At 74.6% G+C, this 19,242-nt stretch carries 20 protein-coding genes and 1 riboswitch; of the genes, 6 read left to right on the forward strand and 14 right to left on the reverse strand.

The window, feature by feature from the left end:
• Positions 1-2: 2 nt before the first annotated feature.
• Positions 3-3,974, forward strand: coding sequence for a type VII secretion protein EccCa (eccCa, locus tag VGL20_03070; protein ID HEY2702650.1), 3,972 nt, complete (start codon positions 3-5; stop codon positions 3,972-3,974).
• A gap of 20 nt (positions 3,975-3,994) precedes the next feature.
• On the opposite strand, the gene VGL20_03075 is transcribed toward eccCa, so the two are convergent.
• The 8 genes from VGL20_03075 to VGL20_03110 all read right to left on the reverse strand — a co-directional run bounded on the left by VGL20_03075 (position 3,995) and on the right by VGL20_03110 (position 9,119).
• Complete coding sequence (locus VGL20_03075) at positions 3,995-4,555, reverse strand: hypothetical protein (protein ID HEY2702651.1); 561 nt, start codon at positions 4,553-4,555, stop codon at positions 3,995-3,997.
• Positions 4,556-4,559: 4 nt separating this feature from the next.
• A complete protein-coding gene (locus tag VGL20_03080; protein ID HEY2702652.1) occupies positions 4,560-5,417 on the reverse strand; it encodes a hypothetical protein in 858 nt (285 codons plus the stop codon).
• A 35-nt stretch (positions 5,418-5,452) separates the two neighbouring features.
• Positions 5,453-7,153, reverse strand: a complete 1,701-nt coding sequence (locus tag VGL20_03085) for a LysM peptidoglycan-binding domain-containing protein (GenBank protein ID HEY2702653.1) — start codon at positions 7,151-7,153, stop codon at positions 5,453-5,455.
• Between the two features lie 3 nt (positions 7,154-7,156).
• Positions 7,157-7,465 (reverse strand): type VII secretion target, encoded by a 309-nt coding sequence (locus VGL20_03090; GenBank protein ID HEY2702654.1) that lies wholly within the window; start codon positions 7,463-7,465, stop codon positions 7,157-7,159.
• Complete coding sequence (locus VGL20_03095; GenBank protein HEY2702655.1) at positions 7,455-7,661, reverse strand: hypothetical protein; 207 nt, start codon at positions 7,659-7,661, stop codon at positions 7,455-7,457. The genes VGL20_03090 and VGL20_03095 overlap by 11 nt, the downstream gene beginning before the upstream one ends.
• A 1-nt stretch (position 7,662) precedes the next feature.
• Positions 7,663-7,959, reverse strand: coding sequence for a WXG100 family type VII secretion target (locus VGL20_03100; GenBank protein ID HEY2702656.1), 297 nt, complete (start codon positions 7,957-7,959; stop codon positions 7,663-7,665).
• 22 nt (positions 7,960-7,981) lie between these two features.
• Complete coding sequence (locus tag VGL20_03105; protein ID HEY2702657.1) at positions 7,982-8,311, reverse strand: WXG100 family type VII secretion target; 330 nt, start codon at positions 8,309-8,311, stop codon at positions 7,982-7,984.
• Between the two features lie 163 nt (positions 8,312-8,474).
• Complete coding sequence (locus tag VGL20_03110) at positions 8,475-9,119, reverse strand: cysteine hydrolase (protein ID HEY2702658.1); 645 nt, start codon at positions 9,117-9,119, stop codon at positions 8,475-8,477.
• A gap of 96 nt (positions 9,120-9,215) precedes the next feature.
• Between VGL20_03110 and VGL20_03115 the strand changes: the two genes are divergently transcribed.
• A complete protein-coding gene (locus VGL20_03115) occupies positions 9,216-9,791 on the forward strand; it encodes a MarR family transcriptional regulator (GenBank protein HEY2702659.1) in 576 nt (191 codons plus the stop codon).
• Between the two features lie 52 nt (positions 9,792-9,843).
• Here the strand turns inward: VGL20_03115 and VGL20_03120 are convergent, their stop codons facing one another.
• Positions 9,844-10,116: a hypothetical protein gene (locus VGL20_03120; GenBank protein HEY2702660.1), complete on the reverse strand. Its 273-nt coding sequence runs from the start codon at positions 10,114-10,116 to the stop codon at positions 9,844-9,846.
• A gap of 280 nt (positions 10,117-10,396) precedes the next feature.
• A riboswitch (cyclic di-GMP riboswitch) is annotated at positions 10,397-10,471 on the forward strand.
• A 40-nt stretch (positions 10,472-10,511) separates the two neighbouring features.
• Here VGL20_03120 and VGL20_03125 point away from each other — a divergent pair.
• Complete coding sequence (locus tag VGL20_03125; protein ID HEY2702661.1) at positions 10,512-11,285, forward strand: hypothetical protein; 774 nt, start codon at positions 10,512-10,514, stop codon at positions 11,283-11,285.
• A gap of 16 nt (positions 11,286-11,301) precedes the next feature.
• Here the strand turns inward: VGL20_03125 and VGL20_03130 are convergent, their stop codons facing one another.
• The gene (locus VGL20_03130) at positions 11,302-12,090 is read right to left on the reverse strand and encodes an SDR family NAD(P)-dependent oxidoreductase (GenBank protein ID HEY2702662.1); all 789 of its coding nucleotides are present in this window, start codon (positions 12,088-12,090) and stop codon (positions 11,302-11,304) included.
• 34 nt (positions 12,091-12,124) lie between these two features.
• Between VGL20_03130 and VGL20_03135 the strand changes: the two genes are divergently transcribed.
• The 3 genes from VGL20_03135 (at position 12,125) to VGL20_03145 (ending at position 15,897) form a co-directional block, all read left to right on the forward strand.
• Complete coding sequence (locus VGL20_03135) at positions 12,125-13,750, forward strand: AMP-binding protein (GenBank protein HEY2702663.1); 1,626 nt, start codon at positions 12,125-12,127, stop codon at positions 13,748-13,750.
• Between the two features lie 102 nt (positions 13,751-13,852).
• Positions 13,853-15,247, forward strand: a complete 1,395-nt coding sequence (locus VGL20_03140) for a selenium-binding protein SBP56-related protein (protein ID HEY2702664.1) — start codon at positions 13,853-13,855, stop codon at positions 15,245-15,247.
• Positions 15,244-15,897 carry a hypothetical protein gene (locus VGL20_03145; protein ID HEY2702665.1) on the forward strand — a complete coding sequence of 218 codons (654 nt, stop codon included), beginning with the start codon at positions 15,244-15,246 and terminating at the stop codon, positions 15,895-15,897. Before VGL20_03140 ends, VGL20_03145 begins: the two co-directional genes overlap by 4 nt.
• A gap of 42 nt (positions 15,898-15,939) precedes the next feature.
• On the opposite strand, the gene VGL20_03150 is transcribed toward VGL20_03145, so the two are convergent.
• The 4 genes from VGL20_03150 to VGL20_03165 all read right to left on the reverse strand — a co-directional run.
• Positions 15,940-16,458 carry a TadE family protein gene (locus VGL20_03150; GenBank protein HEY2702666.1) on the reverse strand — a complete coding sequence of 173 codons (519 nt, stop codon included), beginning with the start codon at positions 16,456-16,458 and terminating at the stop codon, positions 15,940-15,942.
• Positions 16,458-18,275 (reverse strand): Tad domain-containing protein, encoded by a 1,818-nt coding sequence (locus VGL20_03155; GenBank protein HEY2702667.1) that lies wholly within the window; start codon positions 18,273-18,275, stop codon positions 16,458-16,460. The genes VGL20_03150 and VGL20_03155 overlap by 1 nt, the downstream gene beginning before the upstream one ends.
• A complete protein-coding gene (locus VGL20_03160) occupies positions 18,272-18,733 on the reverse strand; it encodes a TadE/TadG family type IV pilus assembly protein (GenBank protein HEY2702668.1) in 462 nt (153 codons plus the stop codon). Before VGL20_03160 ends, VGL20_03155 begins: the two co-directional genes overlap by 4 nt.
• A gap of 121 nt (positions 18,734-18,854) precedes the next feature.
• Positions 18,855-19,242: hypothetical protein (locus VGL20_03165; protein ID HEY2702669.1), on the reverse strand; the 388-nt coding region annotated here is incomplete at its 5' end.

Raw genomic sequence — 19,242 nt, forward strand, 5'->3', positions numbered from 1 at the left:
CGGTGACCAGCAGCCTTCCCGCCGGGCCCGCAGCCGGGGCCGTCCTGCGGCGTCCCCCACGCATCCCGCCACCGCCGGTGCCGTCCGGTGAGGTCCGCCTCCCCGCGCCTCCGGCGCTGCCCCCCAGCCAGGGCGGGCCGCTGAGCTGGCTGCAGTACGCGTTTCCGGCGGTGGGCAGCCTCGGGGCGATCCTGTTCGTGCTCATCAACCCCCGCCCGCTCTTCATCGCGGGCAGCGCCCTCTTCGCGCTGTCGTCGGTGGCGATGGGAGTCGGCCTGGTCCTGCAGCAGCGCAGCAGCCACCGGCGCGGGCTCGGCGACCAGCGCCGCCGCTACCTCGAGGAGCTCGACCGCCTCCGCCGCACCGCGGTCGAGACCGCCGCCGGGCAGCGCCGCGCCGCCGCCTGGAACCATCCGGAGCCCGAACGGCTGTGGACGCTGGCCTGCAGCCGGGCACGGGTCTGGGAGCGCCGCCGCGACGACCCCGACTTCCTCGCGGTGCGGCTCGGCCGGGGCCGGCGTCCGCTGGCCACGCGGCTGCGGCTCGACGAGGGTGGAGCCGCCGCCGTCGACCCGGTCTCGCTTGCCGAGGCGCAGCGCATGGTCGCCCGCCACGGCGCCGTGGACGGCCTGCCGATCACGCTCGACCTCGCCGCCGGCGGCCTCGTCGAGGTCGGCGGCGGCGGGCCCGCTCGAGCGCTGCTCCGGGCGCTGGTGGCCCAGGTCGCGACCCTCCACGCCCCCGACGACCTGGTGATCGCGGTCTGCGCCGGCCCCGAGGCGGCCGCCTCCTGGGAGTGGGTGAAGTGGCTGCCCCACGCCCGGCACCCCGACGTGGTCGACGCCGCCGGCCCGGCTCGGCTGCTCGCCGCCGACGCCGCCACGCTGCTCGCCCTGCTCGACTCCGAGCTGGCGGGGCGGCGCCAGGCGGCGCGGGCCAGCACCGCCGGCAGCCGGCCGCCCCACCTCGTGGTGGTGGTCGACGGCGGCGGCGACCCGGAGCCGCTCTCCGCCCTCGCCGCGCTGCCCGGGGTCACGGTGCTGGTCAGCAGCCGAGGCGAGGCGCCGCCGGCGGGCGGGGGCACCCGCATCGCCATCCGGGACGGCGGCCGCCTCGAGGCGGCGACCGGCGGCGCCGAGAGCGCCACCGGCGAGGTCGACGGCGCCTCGGTGGCGGTCTGCACCGCGCTCGCTCGCCGCCTCGCCCCGCTCCGGCTCTCCGCCGCGGAGCGCTCGGCGGTGACCGCCACCGGCATCGACCTCCCCAGCCTGCTCGGGGTGGGCGACCCCGGCACCCTCGATCCCGCCTCCACCTGGGCGGCGCGGCCGGCGGAGGACCTGCTCCGCATCCCCGTCGGCCTCGGCACCGAGGGGCAGCCCGTCCTCCTCGACCTCAAGGAGTCGGCGTTCGGGGGGATGGGTCCCCACGGCCTGGTCATCGGCGCCACCGGGGCGGGGAAGAGCGAGCTTCTCCGCACCCTGGTCACCGGGCTGGCGCTCACCCATCCGCCCGACCTGCTCGGCCTGGTGCTCGTCGACTTCAAGGGCGGTGCCACCTTCGCGGACCTCGCCGGGCTGCCCCACGTCGCCGGGATGATCACCAACCTCGGCGCCGACCTCGCGCTCGTCGACCGGGTGAAGGACGCCCTCTTCGGCGAGCAGAACCGCCGCCAGGAGCTCCTCCGCCAGGCCGGCAACCTCGCCGGGATCCGCGAGTACCGGGCGCTGCGCGAGCGCCGGCCGGAGCTGGAGCCGATGCCCTACCTGCTCGTCGTCGTCGACGAGTTCGGCCAGCTGCTCGGCGCCCGCCCGGATTTCCTCGAGCTCTTCGTCTCGGTGGGCCGGCTGGGACGCAGCCTGGGGGTGCACCTCCTGCTCGCCTCCCAGCAGCTCGACGAGGGACGGCTGCGCGGGCTCGAGGGACACATCAGCTACCGGGTCTGCCTGCGCACCTTCAGCGCGGCGGAGAGCCGGATGGTGCTGGGGGTGCCCGACGCCTACGAGCTGCCCCCGCTGCCCGGGTCCGCCTACCTGAAGGTCGACACCACCGTGTTCCAGCGGTTCCGCGCCGCCCTGGTGTCCTCCCCGCTGCGCCGCCGCGCCGAGGCCGCCCCGGCACGGCGGGCCAGCCTGCTGCCCTTCACCGCGGCGCCGGTGCTCGAGCCATCGCCTGCCGGCGCGCCGCCCGCGACCGCCGGCGGCGGCGCGGCCGGCGGCGAGACCGTGATGCAGGCGGTGGTCGAGCGGCTGCGCGACGCCGCGCCGCGGGTGCACCAGGTCTGGCTGCCACCGCTCGAAGCCGTGGTCAGCCTCGACCAGGTGCTCCCCGGGGTGGCGGTCGACGGGCCCGCGGCGGCGGCGCGATGGGCGGGAGCGGGCCGGCTGGCGGTGCCGCTGGGGCTGGTCGACCGGCCGCTGGAGCAGACCCGGGGGGTGCTGAGCGTCGACCTCGCCGGGCGGGAGGGCCACCTCGCCGTGGTGGGCGCACCGCAGACCGGCAAGAGCACTCTCCTCCGCAGCCTGGTGCTCGGGCTCGGGCTCACCCATTCGCCCCGCGACCTCTGGATCCACGCCATCGACTACGGTGGCGGCGGCCTCGAGCAGCTCCTCCGGCTTCCCCACGTGGGCACGGTGTGCGGCCGCGCCGACCCCGAGCGGGTGCGCCGCACCGTCGCCCACGTCGCCGCCGTGCTCGAGGAGCGAGAGCATGTCTACCGGCTGCGGGGGATCGACTCCGCGGCCACCCTGCGGGCCTCCCGCACCTCCGGGCAGCTGCCCCCCGAGCTCGCCGCCGACGTGGTGCTCCTGGTCGATGGCTGGGCGGCGCTGCGCCAGGACCACGAGGACCTGGAGCAGCTGCTCGTCGACATCGCCGGCCGCGGCCTCGGCTACGGGGTCCACCTCGTGCTCAGCGCCGGCCGCTGGGCGGACATCCGCAGCACCCTCCGCGACAGCATCGGCGGCCGTCTCGAGCTCCGCCTCAACGACCCCGCCGAGTCGATGGTGGACCGGCGCGCCGGGGCCGCCCTTCCCGCCGGGGTCCCGGGCCGGGGCCTGGCGGTGGACCGGCACCTCTTCCAGGTCGCGCTGCCTCGGCTCGACGGCCGCCCCGAGCGCGACGGGCTGGCGGCCGCCACCGAGGCCGCGGTGGCCGCGGCGGCGGAGCTGTGGCAGGGTGCCGGCGCCGCCGTGCCGATTCGCGTCCTCCCCGCGCTGCTCACCACCGACGCCCTGCCCCGGCCCGGCGAGGATGGCGAGCCCGGGGTGCCGGTGGGCGTCGCCGAGCCCGCGCTCGCCCCGCTCCGCCTCGACCTCCTCGGCGACGAGCCCCACCTCGTCGTCTACGGCGACGGCGGCTCGGGGAAGAGCTCGCTGCTGCGCACGTACCTGGCCGGGCTGTGCGCCCGCCACCGCCCCGAGCAGGTGTCGGTGCTGCTCGTCGACTACCGGATGCGGCTGCGGGAGGTGGTGCCGCGGACCCACCTCCACGCCGACGCGGGGACCCCGGCCGCCGCCCGCGAGGCGCTGCTGCAGCTCCGCGAGCTGGCCGAGAGCCGGATGCCCTCCGGCTCGCTCGAGCCCGACACCCTCCGCCGCCGGCTTTGGTGGAGCGGGCCCGACGTGGTCGTCGTCGTCGACGACTACGACCTGGTGTCGACGCCGTCGGGCAACCCCCTGCTCCCCCTCGTCGACGTGCTCGCCCAGGGCCGTGACCTCGGCATCCACCTGGTCACCGCCCGCCGCGCCGGCGGTGCCGCCCGGGCGCTCTTCGAGCCTCCCCTGCAGCGGCTGCGCGAGCTCGGCGCGCCCGGGATCATCCTCGCCGGCGAGCGCCAGGAGGGGGCGCTGGTCGGGCCCTTCCCCGCGGCACCCCGGCCGCCCGGCCGGGGCATGTACGTGCGCCGTGGCCGCCGCCCGGCGATGCTGCAGATCGCCCTCCTGCCCGAGGACGAGCGCGAGCGGACCCTGGGGTGAGCCGGCCGGCGGCCGAGGGCTCAGAGGCGGCCGGCGACGATGGTGGCGAGCCCGACCAGCAGCCGCGGCGAGACGTCCCTCACGCTGGTGGCGATGGACACGAGATCGGCTCCCCGGGCGAGGACGACCTGGACCCCGAGGCCCCCGAGGGTCGAGCTGCGAGCGGCGTCGCCCACCCCGCTGAGAGCTGTCCCGCCGATCTGGTCGACTGCCTGCCGGGCCTCGGCGGGAGACGCCTGCACCGCGACCTGCAGGGTGAGCACCGGCACCCCGCTCTGGTCCGATGCCACCGTGTAGGTGCATCTCGAACCGGACTGAGCATCGGGCTCGGAGGCGGCGGTGATGGGACCTCGACCCAGGGCCGTCTGGACCTCGGCCGGCGACAGCAGCCGGCAGGCGTCGCCGAAGTCTCGCGCGGGCGCGACCACCCCGCCCGGCGGCGCCGAGGACGAGCCTGCGCCGGTACCGGGGGCCGGCGCCGAGCCGGCACCGCCGCAGCCCGAGAGCGCCAGCAGGACCGCGGCAGCGAGGAGCAGCCGGCGTCCCGCGTGCAGCGGGCGCGGACGCGAGGGCTCCCGCATCTGATCACTCTCCGTTGTAGACGTTGATCTCCAGCGCCACCGAGTCTCGCCCGCCGGCGGCGCCACGGGTGACCGCGCAGACCCGCCAGCGCACGGCGGTGCGTCGCAGCACCATGGTGGGAGAGATCCCGCGGGGGATCGGCAGCTCGAAGGGGATCCAGGTCGAGGACCGCGCCTCCCCATCGACCGGCACCAGGTGGCGCTCGACGATCCACTCTCTCGGGTTGCCGGAGATCGCCTCCTCGCGGCGGCGCAGCTCGATGCTGATCGGTGCCGGGGGCCGTGCGTCGGACTCGGTCACCCTCACCTGTCCGTCCAACCGCTCGCCCGGACGGGCGTGTCGCCGGCCCAGACGAAGGTCGAGCAACGGCCGGCGCGCCGCCGAGACGATCCCCTGAGCCTCGGTGCCGCGGTTCGCCGCCCGCGGGGACAGCACGGTGATCGCGAGGCGGGAACGCCGGGTCGGTGCGTCCACGCAGCGGAGGCGCGCCTGGAGCCGGTACGAGACCCGGGTGCGGCGCGCCACCCCCGACGGCGGAGCGTCGGGCGGGATCGGAAGCGAGGCCAGCTCCTCGTGATATGTCCCCGCGCCGAGGCGCCCGATCGGGTGCAGCGTCGTGGACGCCGCGGTGCTGCGCACCACCAGTGGATCGCCGTCGATCACCTCCCGGACGGTCCGGCGGAGCACGACCCGGGCGTCGCGCGGCGTCACCGCGACGGGTGCGTCGGTGCGCACCCGCACCAGCAGCCGGCCGCCGAGCTGCGGGGGCTCGACCAGCTCCAACGAGAGCCGTGGGCGGGGACGCAGTCGAAGGGCCCCGAGAACCCTCCGGGCGACGTGTCCCAGGCCCGAGGGTCGCATCGCCTCTCCTCCGGCAGCGACCAGCGGCGGTCCGATCACGGCGCCGGCTGCGCGATCGACGGGACGACGAGCACCTGGCCAGGATGGATGAGAGAGGGGTTGGCGCCCACCTGTGGGTTGGCACGGTACAGCACCTGCCAGAGGTCGCCGTCACCGTACGTCCGCTGGGCGACGTGCCACAGCGAGTCGCCCGGGCGAACCGTGTAGGTCCCACCTCCGATCACCTGAGGTGGTGGTGGCGGGGGAGCCGGCGCCGGCGGTGGCGCGCCCGGGGTGGTGACCACCGGCAGCGGCGTCGATCCCGGCGTCGCCGTCGCCGCGGAGGCGGTCCATCCGTTGGTCGCGCCGGCGAAGCTCTTGACCGGGAGCTTGAAGGTACCACTGCGCAGGTTCCTGGGCGACTGCTGCCAGGTGTTTCCCGCCACCACCTGGCGCTGGGTGACGCCGGGGTCCGCCGGGATCACCAGCCCGGACTCGTGCGGCAGGGTGGGGGCGGGAACGTGCACGCCGCCGGGTGACACCTCCCAGTCCGCCGGCCGCAGCCCGGCCAGGCCGGGGGTGCGGGAGCCCGCCACCAGCAGCCCGCGCGGACCTGGCTGTACGTCATAGGCCGGTCCGCCGGGTTTCAGAGTGACCTCCCCGGGGGTTCGGGCCGTGGCGACCAGCAGGCCGCTGGAGGTGGGGGAGAGGTCATACCCCGGGCCGCCCGGAGTGAGGCGGATGCTCGGTCCCGCGGTGACGGGGTCGGCTCCGCCGACGAGCTCGAGGGTGCGGCCGGGTGCGGGCACCTCGATCGACGGCCGAAGGCCCGTTGCCGGCGGGAACTCGGTGACCGTGGACCGGGTCGCACCGAAGCGGCCGGCGCCCCATTCGCCGAGCGCCGATGCTCCTCCAGAGATGGCTCCGCTCAGACCGACATCGAGCAGGGTGTCCGGTCCCAGGGGCTTCCCCTCGAAGGCGAGAGCGCTGAGGTCGCTGCCGAACGCGGCCGAGGCGCCGGCGGTGCCGCTGATCGCCCCGGCCGCCATGACCGGGTGCGCCTCCTGGAACGCCGAGAACCCCGGGATCCTGCCCGCGACGGGACCGGCGAGGATGAGCATGTCGGCGCCGAGCAGGGCGTGGGCGAGGTCGGCCGGGCCCCAGCCGTCCCAGAAGTCGAGATGGTTGGGGTTGTGGACCATCTTCTCGACGCCGGTGGCGACGAGGCTGATGCCGAAGTTGATCACCCACTTTCCGAAGGTGCCGCCGAGCACGGTCTCGAGGAACGCCACCAGTGCGCTCGCCTGTTCCACCTCCGCGGCCGCCGCTCCGGCGGCGGCGACGTCCGAGAAGCCCAGGGTGACGATGCTGAAGCCGATGCCGACGGCGGCGGTCACTCCCAGCGCCAGGTAGAGCTCGTGCAGCTGATCGTTGGTGCTCTTGATCTGGGCGGCGAGCTCGTCGAGCTGTCGGGCGACCGCCTCGCACTGGGCCGCGCTGTCTCCCAGCGAGGTGCCGAGGCGAGCGGCCCATCCCTGGAATGCGTCGCTCGCCCCGCCTGCCCAGGCGGCGCGCACCCCGTGCACCCGCTGCCCGAGGTCGCGCTCGGCGGCGCGCAGGTCACTCGCCACCGCTCTCCACGCGGCTGCCGCGTGCTGGAGGATCTCGGGGTGACCTCCGGGGTTCCAGAGGTTGAACTCCCGGTGGATCTTCGGGGCTGGCGGCGGGGGCGGGGGTGGGCTCGGTGGCGGGCTCAACGGTCAGCCCCTGCCGACGCCGGAATGGTCGGCGCGCTCGTAGTTGGCTGCCCCCTGGCGGAGGTTGGTGGCGGCGTCCTGCAGCAGCGTCTCCAGCTGGGCGAGGCCGCTGAGCGCGCTGGTGACCGCCTGCTGGTACTGGTTGTACACCTCGTTCGAGGGGCCGACGACGCCGAATGCCCTGTCGACCAGCCGGGCCGGACCGCCGAACCGGGCGGTGGACGAACGGACGGCCTCGGCCTGGGCTTCGAATCCGCCGGCCAGGCTGCGCAGCGCCGCGGGGTCGACGTGGAAGCCCGGATCAGTGGCCATGGCTGAGCGCGGTCTGGACCACGCCTCCCACCGCCGTCCCCAGGGCGAGCACGGTGGCCACCCCCACCCCGGCGACGAGGCGGGAGAGCGCCGGCGGGGCCATCGCCCGCGCCGCCTGCGAGCCCTCGCAGAGGGCTCCGAGGAGCCGGCGACGGCGCAACCGCCCGGCCTCGATGATGTCGTCGTCGCTCAGCATCTCAGCCCCACATCGCGGCGTTGCTCGACTCGGCGAGCTGGTAGTTGTCGTTCGCGGTGCGCACCGCGCGGGCCATCTCCCGCAGCACCAGGTTGAGATCGCCGAGGGCGCCGTCCCAGCGCTGCTGCTTCGCCTGGTAGTCGGCGGAGGCGACGCCCTCCCAGCTGGCCACCAGCGGGGCGAGGTAGGCGCGGAGGTCGGCGAGCTGCTGGTCGATCTGGTTGGCGATGGCGTCGACGTCGGCCGCCGCCTCGGCGAGCGAGCCGAAGGTCACCAGGACGTGTCCCTGGTCGGGCATGTCGTCTCTCCCTCAGAGGGCGTCAGCCGAGCCGGCCGGTGACCCCGGCGAAGCCCTGCTGGTTGTTCTCGTCGGCTCCCGCGTAGTTGCGGTGGGTCTGGAGCAGACCGTCACCGATCTCGCGGAGGACGGTGTTCAGCGCCGACGCGTCGTCGTGCCAGCGCTGCTTGAGGACCTGGAAGCTCCCCGCCGCGGCTCCCTGCCAGGTGCCGGCCAGCGGCTCGAGCCGCGCCAGGAGGGTGCTCAGCTGCCCCTGGATGGCGGCGTTCACGTCGTGGACGTGGGTGGCCGCGACCTGCATGGTGGGGAGCTCGGTGCGGAAGCGCCCGCCTCCGCCGGTGCCCTGTGTCATTCGCCGTCCTCCTGGTGCGGGGCGGATCGCCCTTCCCAATGACGCCGGGAGGGCCGCCTTCCTACGGCCTCGGGGACGGCTTCGCGCGGTCTTAAGCGCTTCTTCGCCGGCGGGTGAGGCTCACCTCCCGGAGGTGGTGAGGGTGCATGCGAGACTCCTGAGCTCAGCCGGTGGGGGACAGCAGGTCGCGGAGGGTGGCGGAGTCGGTGAGCACCGCGTCCCCGGAGAAGCGGAGACCGGCGACCGAGCGCTCCGCGGCCTCCCGGTGGCCCGCGCCGCAGGCGTCCGTGACCACCACAGGGATGTAGCCGAGGTCGGCGGCGTGCCGCACGGTCGGCTCGATGCCGATCTCCATGGCGACGCCGACGACGACCACGGTGGTGATCCCGCAGTCGCGCAGCGCGATGTCCAGCCACGTGCCCTCGAACGCGGACATCGTGATCTTGTCGAACACCGCCTCCCGGTCCAGCGGCGCCACCTCGGGCGTGATCTCCAGCCCCGGCGATCCGCGGAGGAACCAGGGCCGCACCTCGTCGACCGTCGACACCCGCTGCCAGGCCATGGCCATCCGCAACTGGGAGACGCCCATGATCTCCTTCGGCAGCGACAGGTGGCGCGAGAAGAGCACCCGGACGCCCGCCCCCCGGGCGGCCTCGAGCACCCGCAGCACCGCGGTGGTCACCGCCGCGGCGCCGGCGATCTGGCTCACCACGCCGACCTGCATGTCGTAGACGAGCAGCGCCGTCCGCGCCGGATCGCAGATCTCCTCCAGGGACTGCGGGATGCTCAGCCCGTACGCCGTCTCCACGCCCTCGCTCCTCCTCGGTGGCCGGAACCGGCCCGCCTGGGCTACGCTACGGCGACGATGTCTGAGCGTCAAGCCACTCTGTCTCAACACCAAGATATGTTCCCAGGCCCGGCGGCGACCTGCTGCGTGCCCGGCGAGGACCACGTCGCCCGGGTCCGCGCCCAGTGGGCGCGCGAGGCGCCCGGGCTCGACACCTCACCGATGGCGGTGGTGGCCCGGGTCGGCCGTGCCCATGCCTACATGGACCACGCGCTGGAGGCGACGTTCGCCCGCCACGGGCTCACCCGCGGCACCTGGGACGTGCTCGCCGCGCTGCGCCGCCAGGGTGCGCCCCACCGGCTGTCGCCGACCGAGCTGTACCGGCAGCTGATGCGCACCTCGGGTGCGATGACCCACCGCCTCGCGCAGCTGGAGCGGGCCGAGCTGATCCGGCGCGTTCCCGACCCCGACGACGGCCGCGGCCTGCTGGTCGCGCTCACCCGCCGGGGTCGCACCCTGGTCGAGTCGGTGGGGCCGGCCCACATGGCCAACGAGCGCGCGCTGCTGCGGGGGCTCACCACCGACGAGCAGGAGCAGCTGGCCGGGCTGCTCGGCAAGCTGCTGCGCAGCCTCGAGCTGGAGCGGCCCACGCCGCCGCCGCGGAGCCCCGGTGGAGGCTCCGACCCGGAGTGACGGATGCGTGGGTCGACGTGCTCGGCCGCTGGGTCGACTCCGGGGGCGCTCCCTAGTCAGAGGGCCGGGCCACCGGCTCGGCGCCGTCGCGGGGGTCGGGCTCGGCGAGGGCGTCGATCACCCAGGCGGGGAGGGGCACGCCGCCGCCGGGGTCACGGAGCGCGGAGCGCCGGCGCAGCCGGGCCCGCAGCCCGCTCCAGCGATCGGCCAGCCAGTCGCCGGCCACCGAGCCGCGCGACCGGGGGCAGCCGCGGCAGAGGCAGTGACGCGCATGCGGGCGCGCCGCAACCGTCGCCGGAGCGCGCCGGTCGCCGCCGATCTCCACCTCATCCGCTCCTCGAAGCCCGGCCCGGAGGCGCCACCGGCGCCGCGGTGGGTGCCACCGTAGCCAGCCGCCGGGTCCCGCCGGATCGTCCGCGGCGCACAACGGGCCGTGCCGGCGGCATGTCGGTCGGGGGCGCGGCGCTGCCTCATCGCTGTCCGGGCCGCCGCGTTCGTCCCGTGCACCGGCGAGGCGCCGCCGTCACATCGGTGAACGGCGGATGACGCCCTCTTCACGCGGCTTTCGACGCGTTCGCGCAGCTTGTAGGCTGCTCAGGTCGGCTTCAGGACAAGGGCAAAGCCTCCGCGAGGAGGTGACGCAAAGCCACGGGTCTCACCGAGACAGCCGGGCCACCGAATGAGGTCATTGCGGGGCCGACAGCACCAGGAGATGCTGCCGTGCCGCCGTCGATGTCCGCGCGCTCCGAGGAAGGCACGCACACTCCCCGCAGGGGTCTCGGCGCCGGCCTCGCCACCGCCGCCGCCACCGTCGCCGTGGTGACCGCCTCCCTCGCCGGTGCCGGGCCCGGCGCCACCGCCCGCCACCTGGTCGCCTCGCTCCCCGCCGCCGCGCTGGTGTCCCCTGATGCCCGCGCCGCGATGGCGGGGGAGCCGGTCGCGCCGGCTCCGACAGCCACCCCCGAGCCCGCCGCCGCGGCCGTCACCGCCGCCGCCCCGGCGGCCGCGACGGCACCGAGCGTGGCCGTCGAGGCGCTGGCCGCCTCGCGTCCCGCGCCGGTCCCGCTGTCGGCCGCCTCCGAGGTGCCGGTCAGCACGCCGCCGCCGGCGCCGCAGCTGCTCAACATGCTGGTCAGCGACGACGGCAGCCTGCGCACCGCGGTCGGCACCTACTCCGACTGCAGCGGCCGCACCCCGCTGACCCACGCCGTCGCCGCCATCGACACCTGCGTCGGCGGACCCACCTACTTCGTGGGCCACAACCCCGGCGTCTTCACCCCGCTGATGAGCATGAGCACCGGCGACGTGATCACCTGGTACGACCGCGGCGGCGCCGCCCACCGGATGCGGATCGTGAGCATCCGTGACGGCTGGGCCTCGGCCAACGGCGCGCCGGCGGCGACCCAGAGGGACGTCGTCGCCCAGCTCCAGACCTGCGAGACCTACTCGCCGACCGGCGCCTACGACCGCATCGTCGACCTGGTCGCCGCCTGACGCCGCGCTGCCGCGGTCAGCAGATCGACCGGGTGTAGCCCCCGTCGACGTTGTAGGCCACGCCGGTGATGAACCCCGCCCGCTCGGAGGCGAGGAAGATCACCAGCCCGGCGACGTCCTCCACGGTGCCGAAGCGCCCCACCGGCAGGAGCCGCGCGAAGGTGGTGAAGACCTCCTCGCGGGTGGCACCCGCGTCGGGGATGCGGGAGTCGGCGAGCCGGTCCCAGAGCGGGGTGCGGATCAGCGCCGGGCAGACTGCGTTCACCAGGATGCCGTATCCGGCGAGCTCATTGGCCATCGACTTCGAGAAGCAGAGCATCGCCGCCTTCGCCGCCTCGTAGTCGACCAGCCCGGGGATGGGGGAGTGGGCCCCGACCGCGGAGACGTTGACGATCCGGCCGCGTCCCCGGCGGCGCATGTGCGGCACCACCCCGCGGGTGAACCGCACCGCGCTGTGCAGGTTGATGTCGAGGCAGGACCGCCAGTCGTCGTCGGCGGTGTCGAGCCCGCGGCCGAACCAGGCGTCGCCGGCGTTGTTCACCAGGCAGTCGATGCGCCCGAAGTGCTCGACGGCGGCGGCCACGACCCGCTCCACACCGGCGGCGGTGGCGACGTCGGCCTCGACGCCGAGCGCGTCCACCCCGTGGGCACGCAGCTCCGTCACCGCGGTCTCCAGGCCCGCGGCACCGCGGGCGCAGATGGCGACGGCGGCACCCTCGCGGGCGAACTCCTCCGCGATCGCCCTGCCGATCCCCCGGCTCGCGGCGGTGACGAGCGCGACCGTACCTCCGAGTCCCAGGTCCATGGTGAGCTCCCCTGGTGGCCTATCCTCCGTGATGGTGAACGAGAGCTGGGCCACTCTGTGGGAGAGCGTGGCCAGCGCGCTGCCCGACCATCCCGCGCTCGTCCAGGGTGAGCGGGCGCTGCGCTGGTCCGAGCTCGACGAGCGCGCCTCGCGCCTCGCCGCGGGGCTGAGCGCGCTGGGCACCGGCCGGGGCTCCCGGGTGGCCGTGCTCCTCCACAACCGGCCCGAGTACCTGGAGACGGTGTTCGCCGCCTACAAGATCCGGGGCGCGCCGGTGAACCTCAACGTGCGCTACCGCGAGGCGGAGCTCGCCGAGGTGATCGACGACTCCGACGCCGAGGTGCTGGTCGTCGAGGGCGGGCTCGCCGGGCTCGCGGACACGGCCCGGGCTCGGTGCCCCGGGCTGCGCGCCGTCCTCCAGGTCGACGACGGCAGCCCCCGCCTCGACGGCGCCCTCGGCTACGAGGAGGTGATCGCCGGCCACCCGCCGATGCCGCGGATCGAGCGCTCCGGCGACGACGTCTTCATCCTCTACACCGGCGGCACCACCGGGCGGCCCCGGGGAGTGCTCTGGCGCCACCGCGACATCGTCGAGACCCTCTGCCTGGTGGCCTACACCCAGGCGGGCATGCCGGTGCCCGAGGACGCCGCCGCGGTGGCGGCGCGAGCGGTCGAGCTGCGGGCCGCAGGGGCGGCGCCGGTGTTCCTCGCCGCCTCGCCGCTGATGCACGGCACCGCCTTCTACCTGGCCCAGGTGCTCTGGCTGGTCGGGGGCACGGTGGTGCTGCTCGAGGGCCACGGCTTCGACGCCCACGAGATGTGGCGCGCGGTCGAGCGTCACCGGGTCACCACCACCGCGATCGTCGGCGACGTCTTCGCCCGGCGGATGGTCGCCGCGCTCGACGATGCGGCGGCGGGCGGGCGTGGCCACGACACCTCCAGCCTGCGGCGGATCCTCAGCAGCGGCGCCGCCTGGACGCCGGCGGTGAAGCAGGCGCTGCTCGACCGCACCGCGGCGGCGCTGGTCGACCAGGTCGGCTCCACCGAGGGCGGGCCGACGATGATCCACCTGATGGCCCCCGGCGCTCGGGTGGAGCACTGCCGCTGGGTGCTCGGGAGCGCCGCCCGGCTGCTCCGCGAGGACGGGTCGCTGATCGACCCGGCGAGCGGCGAGGTCGGCCTGCTCGGCTTCTCGGCGCCGCGACCGCTCGGCTACCACAAGGACCCGGAGCGGTCGGCGAGCCTCTTCCGCGTCGCCGCCGACGGGGTCACCTACTGCGTGCCCGGCGACCACGCGTACGTCGACGCCGCCGGCGACGCGGTGCTCCTCGGTCGCGGCTCGCTCTGCATCAACACCGGCGGCGAGAAGGTGTACGTCGAGGAGGTCGAGGGCGCGATCCTCGCCCACCCCGAGGTCCTCGACGCCAACGTGGTCGGCCTCCCCGACGAGGAGTGGGGGAGCGCTGTCGTCGCCGTGGTGGCGCTGCAGCCGGGGGCGGAGGTGACCGAGGCGGAGATCCAGGCGGCGGTGCGGTCGCGCCTGGCCGGCTACAAGGTCCCGCGGCGGGTCGTGGTCGTCGACGAGGTGCGGCGCACGCCGGTGGGCAAGGCGCAGTACGCCTGGGCGCGCGAGGTGGCGGCCGCCGCGGTCGGCGGCTGACCAGGGTGGTGACGGCACCGCGCCCGGCTAGTTGACATACCTGATCGGCAAAGTCAGGATTGCGCCTGAGTGCCGGTTTCGCGACGTCATCGAGGAGGCGACATGGGATTCGTCAGGCCCGACCAGTCCTTCTATCCGTCCGCGCGAGCGGCCGGTGAGGCACCGCCCGAGACCCACGGCTACGTCACCCTGCCCACCGCCCTCGACGACCCCCGGCCGGACGCGCTCGGCGTCGTCGACCTCGATCCCGGCTCCCCGTCCTACGGCACCCTGGTCAGCCGGGTCGAGCTGCCCCACAGCGGCGACGAGCTCCACCACTTCGGCTGGAACGCGTGCAGCTCCGCCCTCTGCCCCTACGCCCCCCATGCCCACGTCGAGCGCCGCTACCTGATCGTGCCCGGGCTGCGCTCCTCGCGGATCACCATCCTCGACACCAAGGACGACCCGCTCCACCCGAGGGTGGTGAAGGTGATCGAGCCGGAGACGCTGGCGCGGCGGGCGGGCTACTCACGGCCCCACACCGTGCACTGCGGCCCCGACGGCATCTACGTCAACGCCCTCGGCGGCACCTCGGACGGCGACGGCCCCGGCGGCATCTTCCGCCTCGACCACGACAGCTTCGACGTGCTCGGCCGCTGGGAGGTCGACCGCGGCCCCCAGTTCCTCGCCTACGACTTCGCCTGGCACCTCGGCTACGACACCATGATCACCAGCGAGTGGGGAACCCCCGCGATGGTCGAGAACGGCGTGGTGCCCGAGCTGCTGCTGGGGAAGAAGTACGGCCGGAGCATCCACGTCTGGGACCTGCGCCGCCGCAGGCACGTCCAGACCCTCTCGGTCGGCGAGGACGACCAGATGGTGCTCGAGCTGCGCCCCGCCCACGACCCCACCAAGGCGTACGGCTTCGTCGGCGTGGTCACCAGCGTCGCCAACCTCTCCGCCTCGATCTGGCTCTGGCACCTCGCCGGCCGGAGCTGGGAGCTCACCAAGGTGATCGAGATCCCCGCCGAGCCCGCCGAGGCCTCGGTGCTGCCGCCCCTGCTCCAGGGCTTCGGCGCGGTGCCGCCGCTGGTCACCGACATCAACCTGTCCCTCGACGACCGCTTCCTCTACGTCTCCGCGTGGGGCACCGGCGAGTTCCTCCAGTACGACGTCTCCGACCCCTTCCACCCGCGGAAGACCGGCAGCGTCCACCTCGGCGGCATCGTCCGCCGCGCCGCCCACGGCAACGGCGCCGCCCTCAGCGGCGGCCCGCAGATGGTCGAGGTCAGCCGCGACGGCCGGCGGGTCTATGTGACCAACTCGCTGTACCTCGCCTGGGACCAGCAGTTCTATCCCGAGGGCATCGAGGGATGGATGGTCAAGCTCGACGCCGACACCGAGAACGGCGGGCTGAGCCTCGACCCCGGCTTCCACATCGACACCGGCACCGACCGCGCCCACCAGGTGCGCCTCGCCGGCGGTGACGCGTCGTCGGACTCGTACTGCTACCCGTGAGCGGCGTCTGGCCCTGGCTCGCCCTCGCGGCGGCCGGGGCGTTCCACGGACTGAACCCGGCGATGGGCTGGCTCTTCGCCGTCGGCCTGGGGATGCAGGAGGGGTCGCAGCGCGCGCTGCTGCGCGCCCTGCCCTTCATCGCCGCCGGCCACGCCCTGGCGATCGCACTCGTGGTGCTCGCGGTCGCCGCCGCCGGCATCGTCGTCGACCCCACCGCCCTGCGGCTCGGCGGCGCCGCGCTGCTGGTGGGGTTCGGCATCTGGCGGGGGGTGCGCTGGCGCCGCCACCCCCGCTGGGTGGGGATGCGGGTGGGGCCGCGCGACCTGGTGGCGTGGTCGTTCCTGATGGCCACCGCCCACGGCGCCGGGCTGATGCTCATCCCGGTGCTGCTCCACCTCCCGGGATACGCCGCCTACGCCCGCGTCCCCAACCCGCACGTGCTGGCGCTGGGCTGGGGCCCGACCACGGCCTCGACCGCGGCGCTCGCTGTCGCCACCCACACCCTGGCGATGCTCGCCGTCGCCACCGGCCTCGCCGTCCTCGTGTACCGGACCGTGGGGGTCGCGGTGCTCCGCCGGTTCTGGGTCAACCTCGACCTGCCGTGGGCGGCGTCGCTGATCGGCACCGGCGTCCTCATGGCGGTGCTCTGACGCTGCTCCGCCGCCGCCGCCGGCGGTGGAGCGGCTGGTGCGTCAGGGCTGGAGGACGGGCTGAACGCTCGAGGCGGTGAACGTGAAGGTGCGGGTCAGCGGCGGAGCCAGCCCCCTGGCGCCGTACGTCACCGTCACCGTCACCGCGGTCGGCGCCGCCAGTGACGGGGTGGCGTCGATGGTGACGCTCGCCTTGCCCGCCGGCGTCCCCGCCAGGTCCTGGAGGTGGGTCGTGCTGCTCGTGGTGCAGAGCAGGGCCGGGTCGACCGAGAGCTGCGGGGCGGCCCGGCCCACCGCGGCGGCGACGGTGCCGGGCGCGCCCGACTCGCAGTACTTCCCGGCGACCAGCGGGTCGGCCACGTAGAGCGAGGTGGCGATCGACGCCACCCGGGCACCGCCGCGGGCGCCGTCGCTCACCGCCTCGTTCTGGAAGAAGAGCCAGCTGCCGCTGAGGATCCCGAACACCACGACGAGGGCGATCGGGCAGACGATGGCGAACTCCACCAGCGACTGCCCGGCCGCCGCCCTCCGCCGCGATCGCCGCTCGGTCCGGGTGCGCATCAGCCGATGATGGTCCCGCTCAGCGAGCTGAGCCCGGGGAGCGTGTAGGGGGCACCGTTGACGGTGATCGTCGAGTTGCCGTCGGTGACGAAGTCGTCGACGATGCAGGTGCCGTTGATGGTGACCGAGCCGCTCGAGGCGGTCTGGCTGGTGCCGGTTCCCATGCCGGTCTGGACGATGCCGCCCGGATAGTAGATCGTGCCCACGTCCCAGTACTCCTGGGGCAGGCCGCTGCCGTAGTTGGACAGCGAGTTGTTGTACACGGTGCCGTTGACGGTGATCGCCGCGCTGTCGCCGGCCTCGGCGTTGAAGCCGAAGTTGCCCGGGGTGCCGCGCGCCTGGAAGAACGCCATCCCGTTGTACATGCCGTAGGAGGGGGCGGTGAGGGTGACCGTGCCGGCGCCGCCGACGAGCATCGAGAAGTTGGTGCCCGTGCCCCAGTAGCCGTCGGGATTGAAGCTCCTCTGGTTCTTGGACACGACCCCGTAGAGCTGGTTGCCCGTGCCCGCGCACACCGGGCTGGTGCCGTTGACGTCGGCCGAGCCGGAGGGGAAGCAGGGGGCGCCGTTCCCGGTTCCGGTGGCGCTGAACACGCCGCCGGTCACCGAGCCGGGGACGTTGCCCGCCATCGGGTACGGGCTGCCGGTGGCGATGAGGATGTTGTATCCCTGCACGGCGTTGCCCGCCGTGGGGGCGACGTCCAGCCCCCTGGTGAAGCGGAACACGCCCGGGTATCCGCCCGAGCTGGGGTCGAGGACGCCGCTGCAGTCGGCGAGGCTGGCCGACCCGGTGAGCTTCACCGGGAAGTTGTAGACCCCGGGCTGGAGCGCACCGTTCGCGGTTGCCTGTGCGATGGTCGTGTACACCGGCGCCGCAGCCTGCCCGGGGCAGAGGGCGACACCGGTATTGGTGATCGGATCGGTGATCGCGCTGCCCACCGGGTCGTTGACCTGGGCCTGGTTGACCACGTAGTGCTCGTAGGAGAGCCGGACGTTGCCCACCGAGCACGCGGGCCTGTTCCAGGGGCCCTGGGTGGCCTCGTTCCAGGTGTTGGGCCTGGCCACGTTGGCGGGCACGCTGCTGGTGCCGAAGCACCAGTCGAAGGGCATCCCGGTGACGCTGATCAGGTTGCCGTAGACCGACAGGTTGCTGTTGTCCTTGGCGTCGATGACGTCGGTGTAGCTGTATCCGCCCGCCTGGGTCGAGGTCCACGGATTGTTGGGCACGGCGCTGTTCGCGAAGATGTCGCCGTGGACGCTGAAGGTGCCCTGGCCGTTGCCGAGGATGCTGTGCGGCCCCACCTTGTCGAGGGCGACGATGCCGACGTTCTTGCCGGGCTGCACGCCGTTGAGGGCCTTGGCGCTGGCCCTGGTGCTCAGCGTGTTGAACCCGAGGACCTGGGCGATGTAGGGCATCCAGGTGCTGTTGAGCTGCACCGAGACCCCGCAGGCGTAGGGCGGTGGGAAGCTGCCCGCAGAGGTGCTGATCGCCGCGCCGCGGTCGTTGCCCGCCTGGTCGACGTAGTCGGCGGTCCAGCTGGCGCCGATGGTGTTCGCGTTCTGGTCGATGATGTCCTGGATCACCGCATGGACATGCTGGTCGGTGGGCGGCGACGCTCCCTGCTCGCAGAGCGACTTGAGCGCGGCGGTGCCGGCGATGCTGGCGAAGTCGGCCGCGTTCTGCGCCCGCCGCGCCTGCACCAGGGCGTAGCCGCCGTCGATGGCCACCGCCATCATCCCGAGCAGCACGATGAGCGCGAGCGAGAAGATGATCATCACCTGGCCGTGCTCGCCGCGCCGCCGCCGTGCGCACCTCATGGGGCCACCCCCGCCTGGGCGGTGACGGTGAATCCGGAGAGCAGAGGCACCCCGGAGATGATCTTCGACTGCACCGTGACCACCTCCATCGCAACGCTGGTCCGCGACCCCGGGAGGGCGTGGCGCAGCGCCACGCAGGCCGAGGCGCAGCTGGTTCCGTAGGTGACGTTGGCGAACGCGATCGAGCCCTGCTCGGCGTTCACGGCGTTGGTGACGTCGGTCTTCTCCTGGGCGAGCAGGATCCCCTTGCGCACGTCGTTGGCCGCGGTGACCGCACCCGCCCGGGCGGCGCCGTTGAGGGCGATGACGGTGTGCAGTGCCTGCCAGCCCACGTAGGCGAGCGCGAGCAGCAGGATCAGCACCGGCATGGAGACGGCGAACTCCACCAGGCTCTGCCCGCCCGCCTCGCGGCGTCGCCGGGTCCACGGACGGGAACGACCAGGCAGGTTGCGCACCATCACCCCACAGCCAGGGAGAGCGGCCGGGAACCGCTCGCGAGAGGGTCAGTATGGGAGCGCTCCCGACGCGCCTCCCTGGCGAGCGTGTGACGAAGTTCCGATCACGCCCCCGCTGCGCCGGCTATGCGGGCGCCGCCCGTCGCACCGCCTCTCGCGCGCTGTCGACCGCCTCCTCGGCTGCCTGCACCGCGGCCTGGTCGGCGGCCGCGGCCCGCTCCGCGGCCACCGCCTCCTCCTCGGCGGTCCGGGCCTCGGCGGCGAGGCGCTCGGCACGGGCGCGCTGCCGCGCCGCGGCGGCCGCCGACCGCTCGGCGTCTCGGCGGCGTTCGGTCAGCTCGCGCTCGGCACGCCGGGCCGCTGCCTCGAGCCCGGCGACCCGGCCGGCGGGGCGCGGTGGCGTCGGGGCGCCCGCGGGGGCGGCGCGGCGTCGGTCCCGGATCGCCTCGGCGACGGCGCCGGTGTCGGGCTCCGGCTCGCCCACCGGACCGAAGCCGGGCGGGTCGAGGTCG

The organism is Candidatus Dormiibacterota bacterium (assembly GCA_036495095.1).
Classification (GTDB): domain Bacteria; phylum Chloroflexota; class Dormibacteria; order Aeolococcales; family Aeolococcaceae; genus CF-96.

Bases quoted from the DNA above. Each gene is read 5' to 3' on its own strand.
- VGL20_03105 (HEY2702657.1), bottom strand. From the start codon at position 8,311: ATGACACAGGGCACCGGCGGAGGCGGGCGCTTCCGCACCGAGCTCCCC.
- VGL20_03155 (HEY2702667.1), bottom strand. From the start codon at position 18,275: ATGAGGTGCGCACGGCGGCGGCGCGGCGAGCACGGCCAGGTGATGATC.
- VGL20_03150 (HEY2702666.1), bottom strand. From the start codon at position 16,458: ATGCGCACCCGGACCGAGCGGCGATCGCGGCGGAGGGCGGCGGCCGGG.
- VGL20_03100 (HEY2702656.1), bottom strand. From the start codon at position 7,959: ATGCCCGACCAGGGACACGTCCTGGTGACCTTCGGCTCGCTCGCCGAG.
- VGL20_03075 (HEY2702651.1), bottom strand. From the start codon at position 4,555: ATGCGGGAGCCCTCGCGTCCGCGCCCGCTGCACGCGGGACGCCGGCTG.
- VGL20_03140 (HEY2702664.1), top strand. From the start codon at position 13,853: ATGGGATTCGTCAGGCCCGACCAGTCCTTCTATCCGTCCGCGCGAGCG.
- VGL20_03095 (HEY2702655.1), bottom strand. From the start codon at position 7,661: ATGCTGAGCGACGACGACATCATCGAGGCCGGGCGGTTGCGCCGTCGC.
- VGL20_03080 (HEY2702652.1), bottom strand. From the start codon at position 5,417: ATGCGACCCTCGGGCCTGGGACACGTCGCCCGGAGGGTTCTCGGGGCC.
- VGL20_03130 (HEY2702662.1), bottom strand. From the start codon at position 12,090: ATGGACCTGGGACTCGGAGGTACGGTCGCGCTCGTCACCGCCGCGAGC.
- VGL20_03115 (HEY2702659.1), top strand. From the start codon at position 9,216: ATGTTCCCAGGCCCGGCGGCGACCTGCTGCGTGCCCGGCGAGGACCAC.
- VGL20_03090 (HEY2702654.1), bottom strand. From the start codon at position 7,465: ATGGCCACTGATCCGGGCTTCCACGTCGACCCCGCGGCGCTGCGCAGC.
- VGL20_03160 (HEY2702668.1), bottom strand. From the start codon at position 18,733: ATGGTGCGCAACCTGCCTGGTCGTTCCCGTCCGTGGACCCGGCGACGC.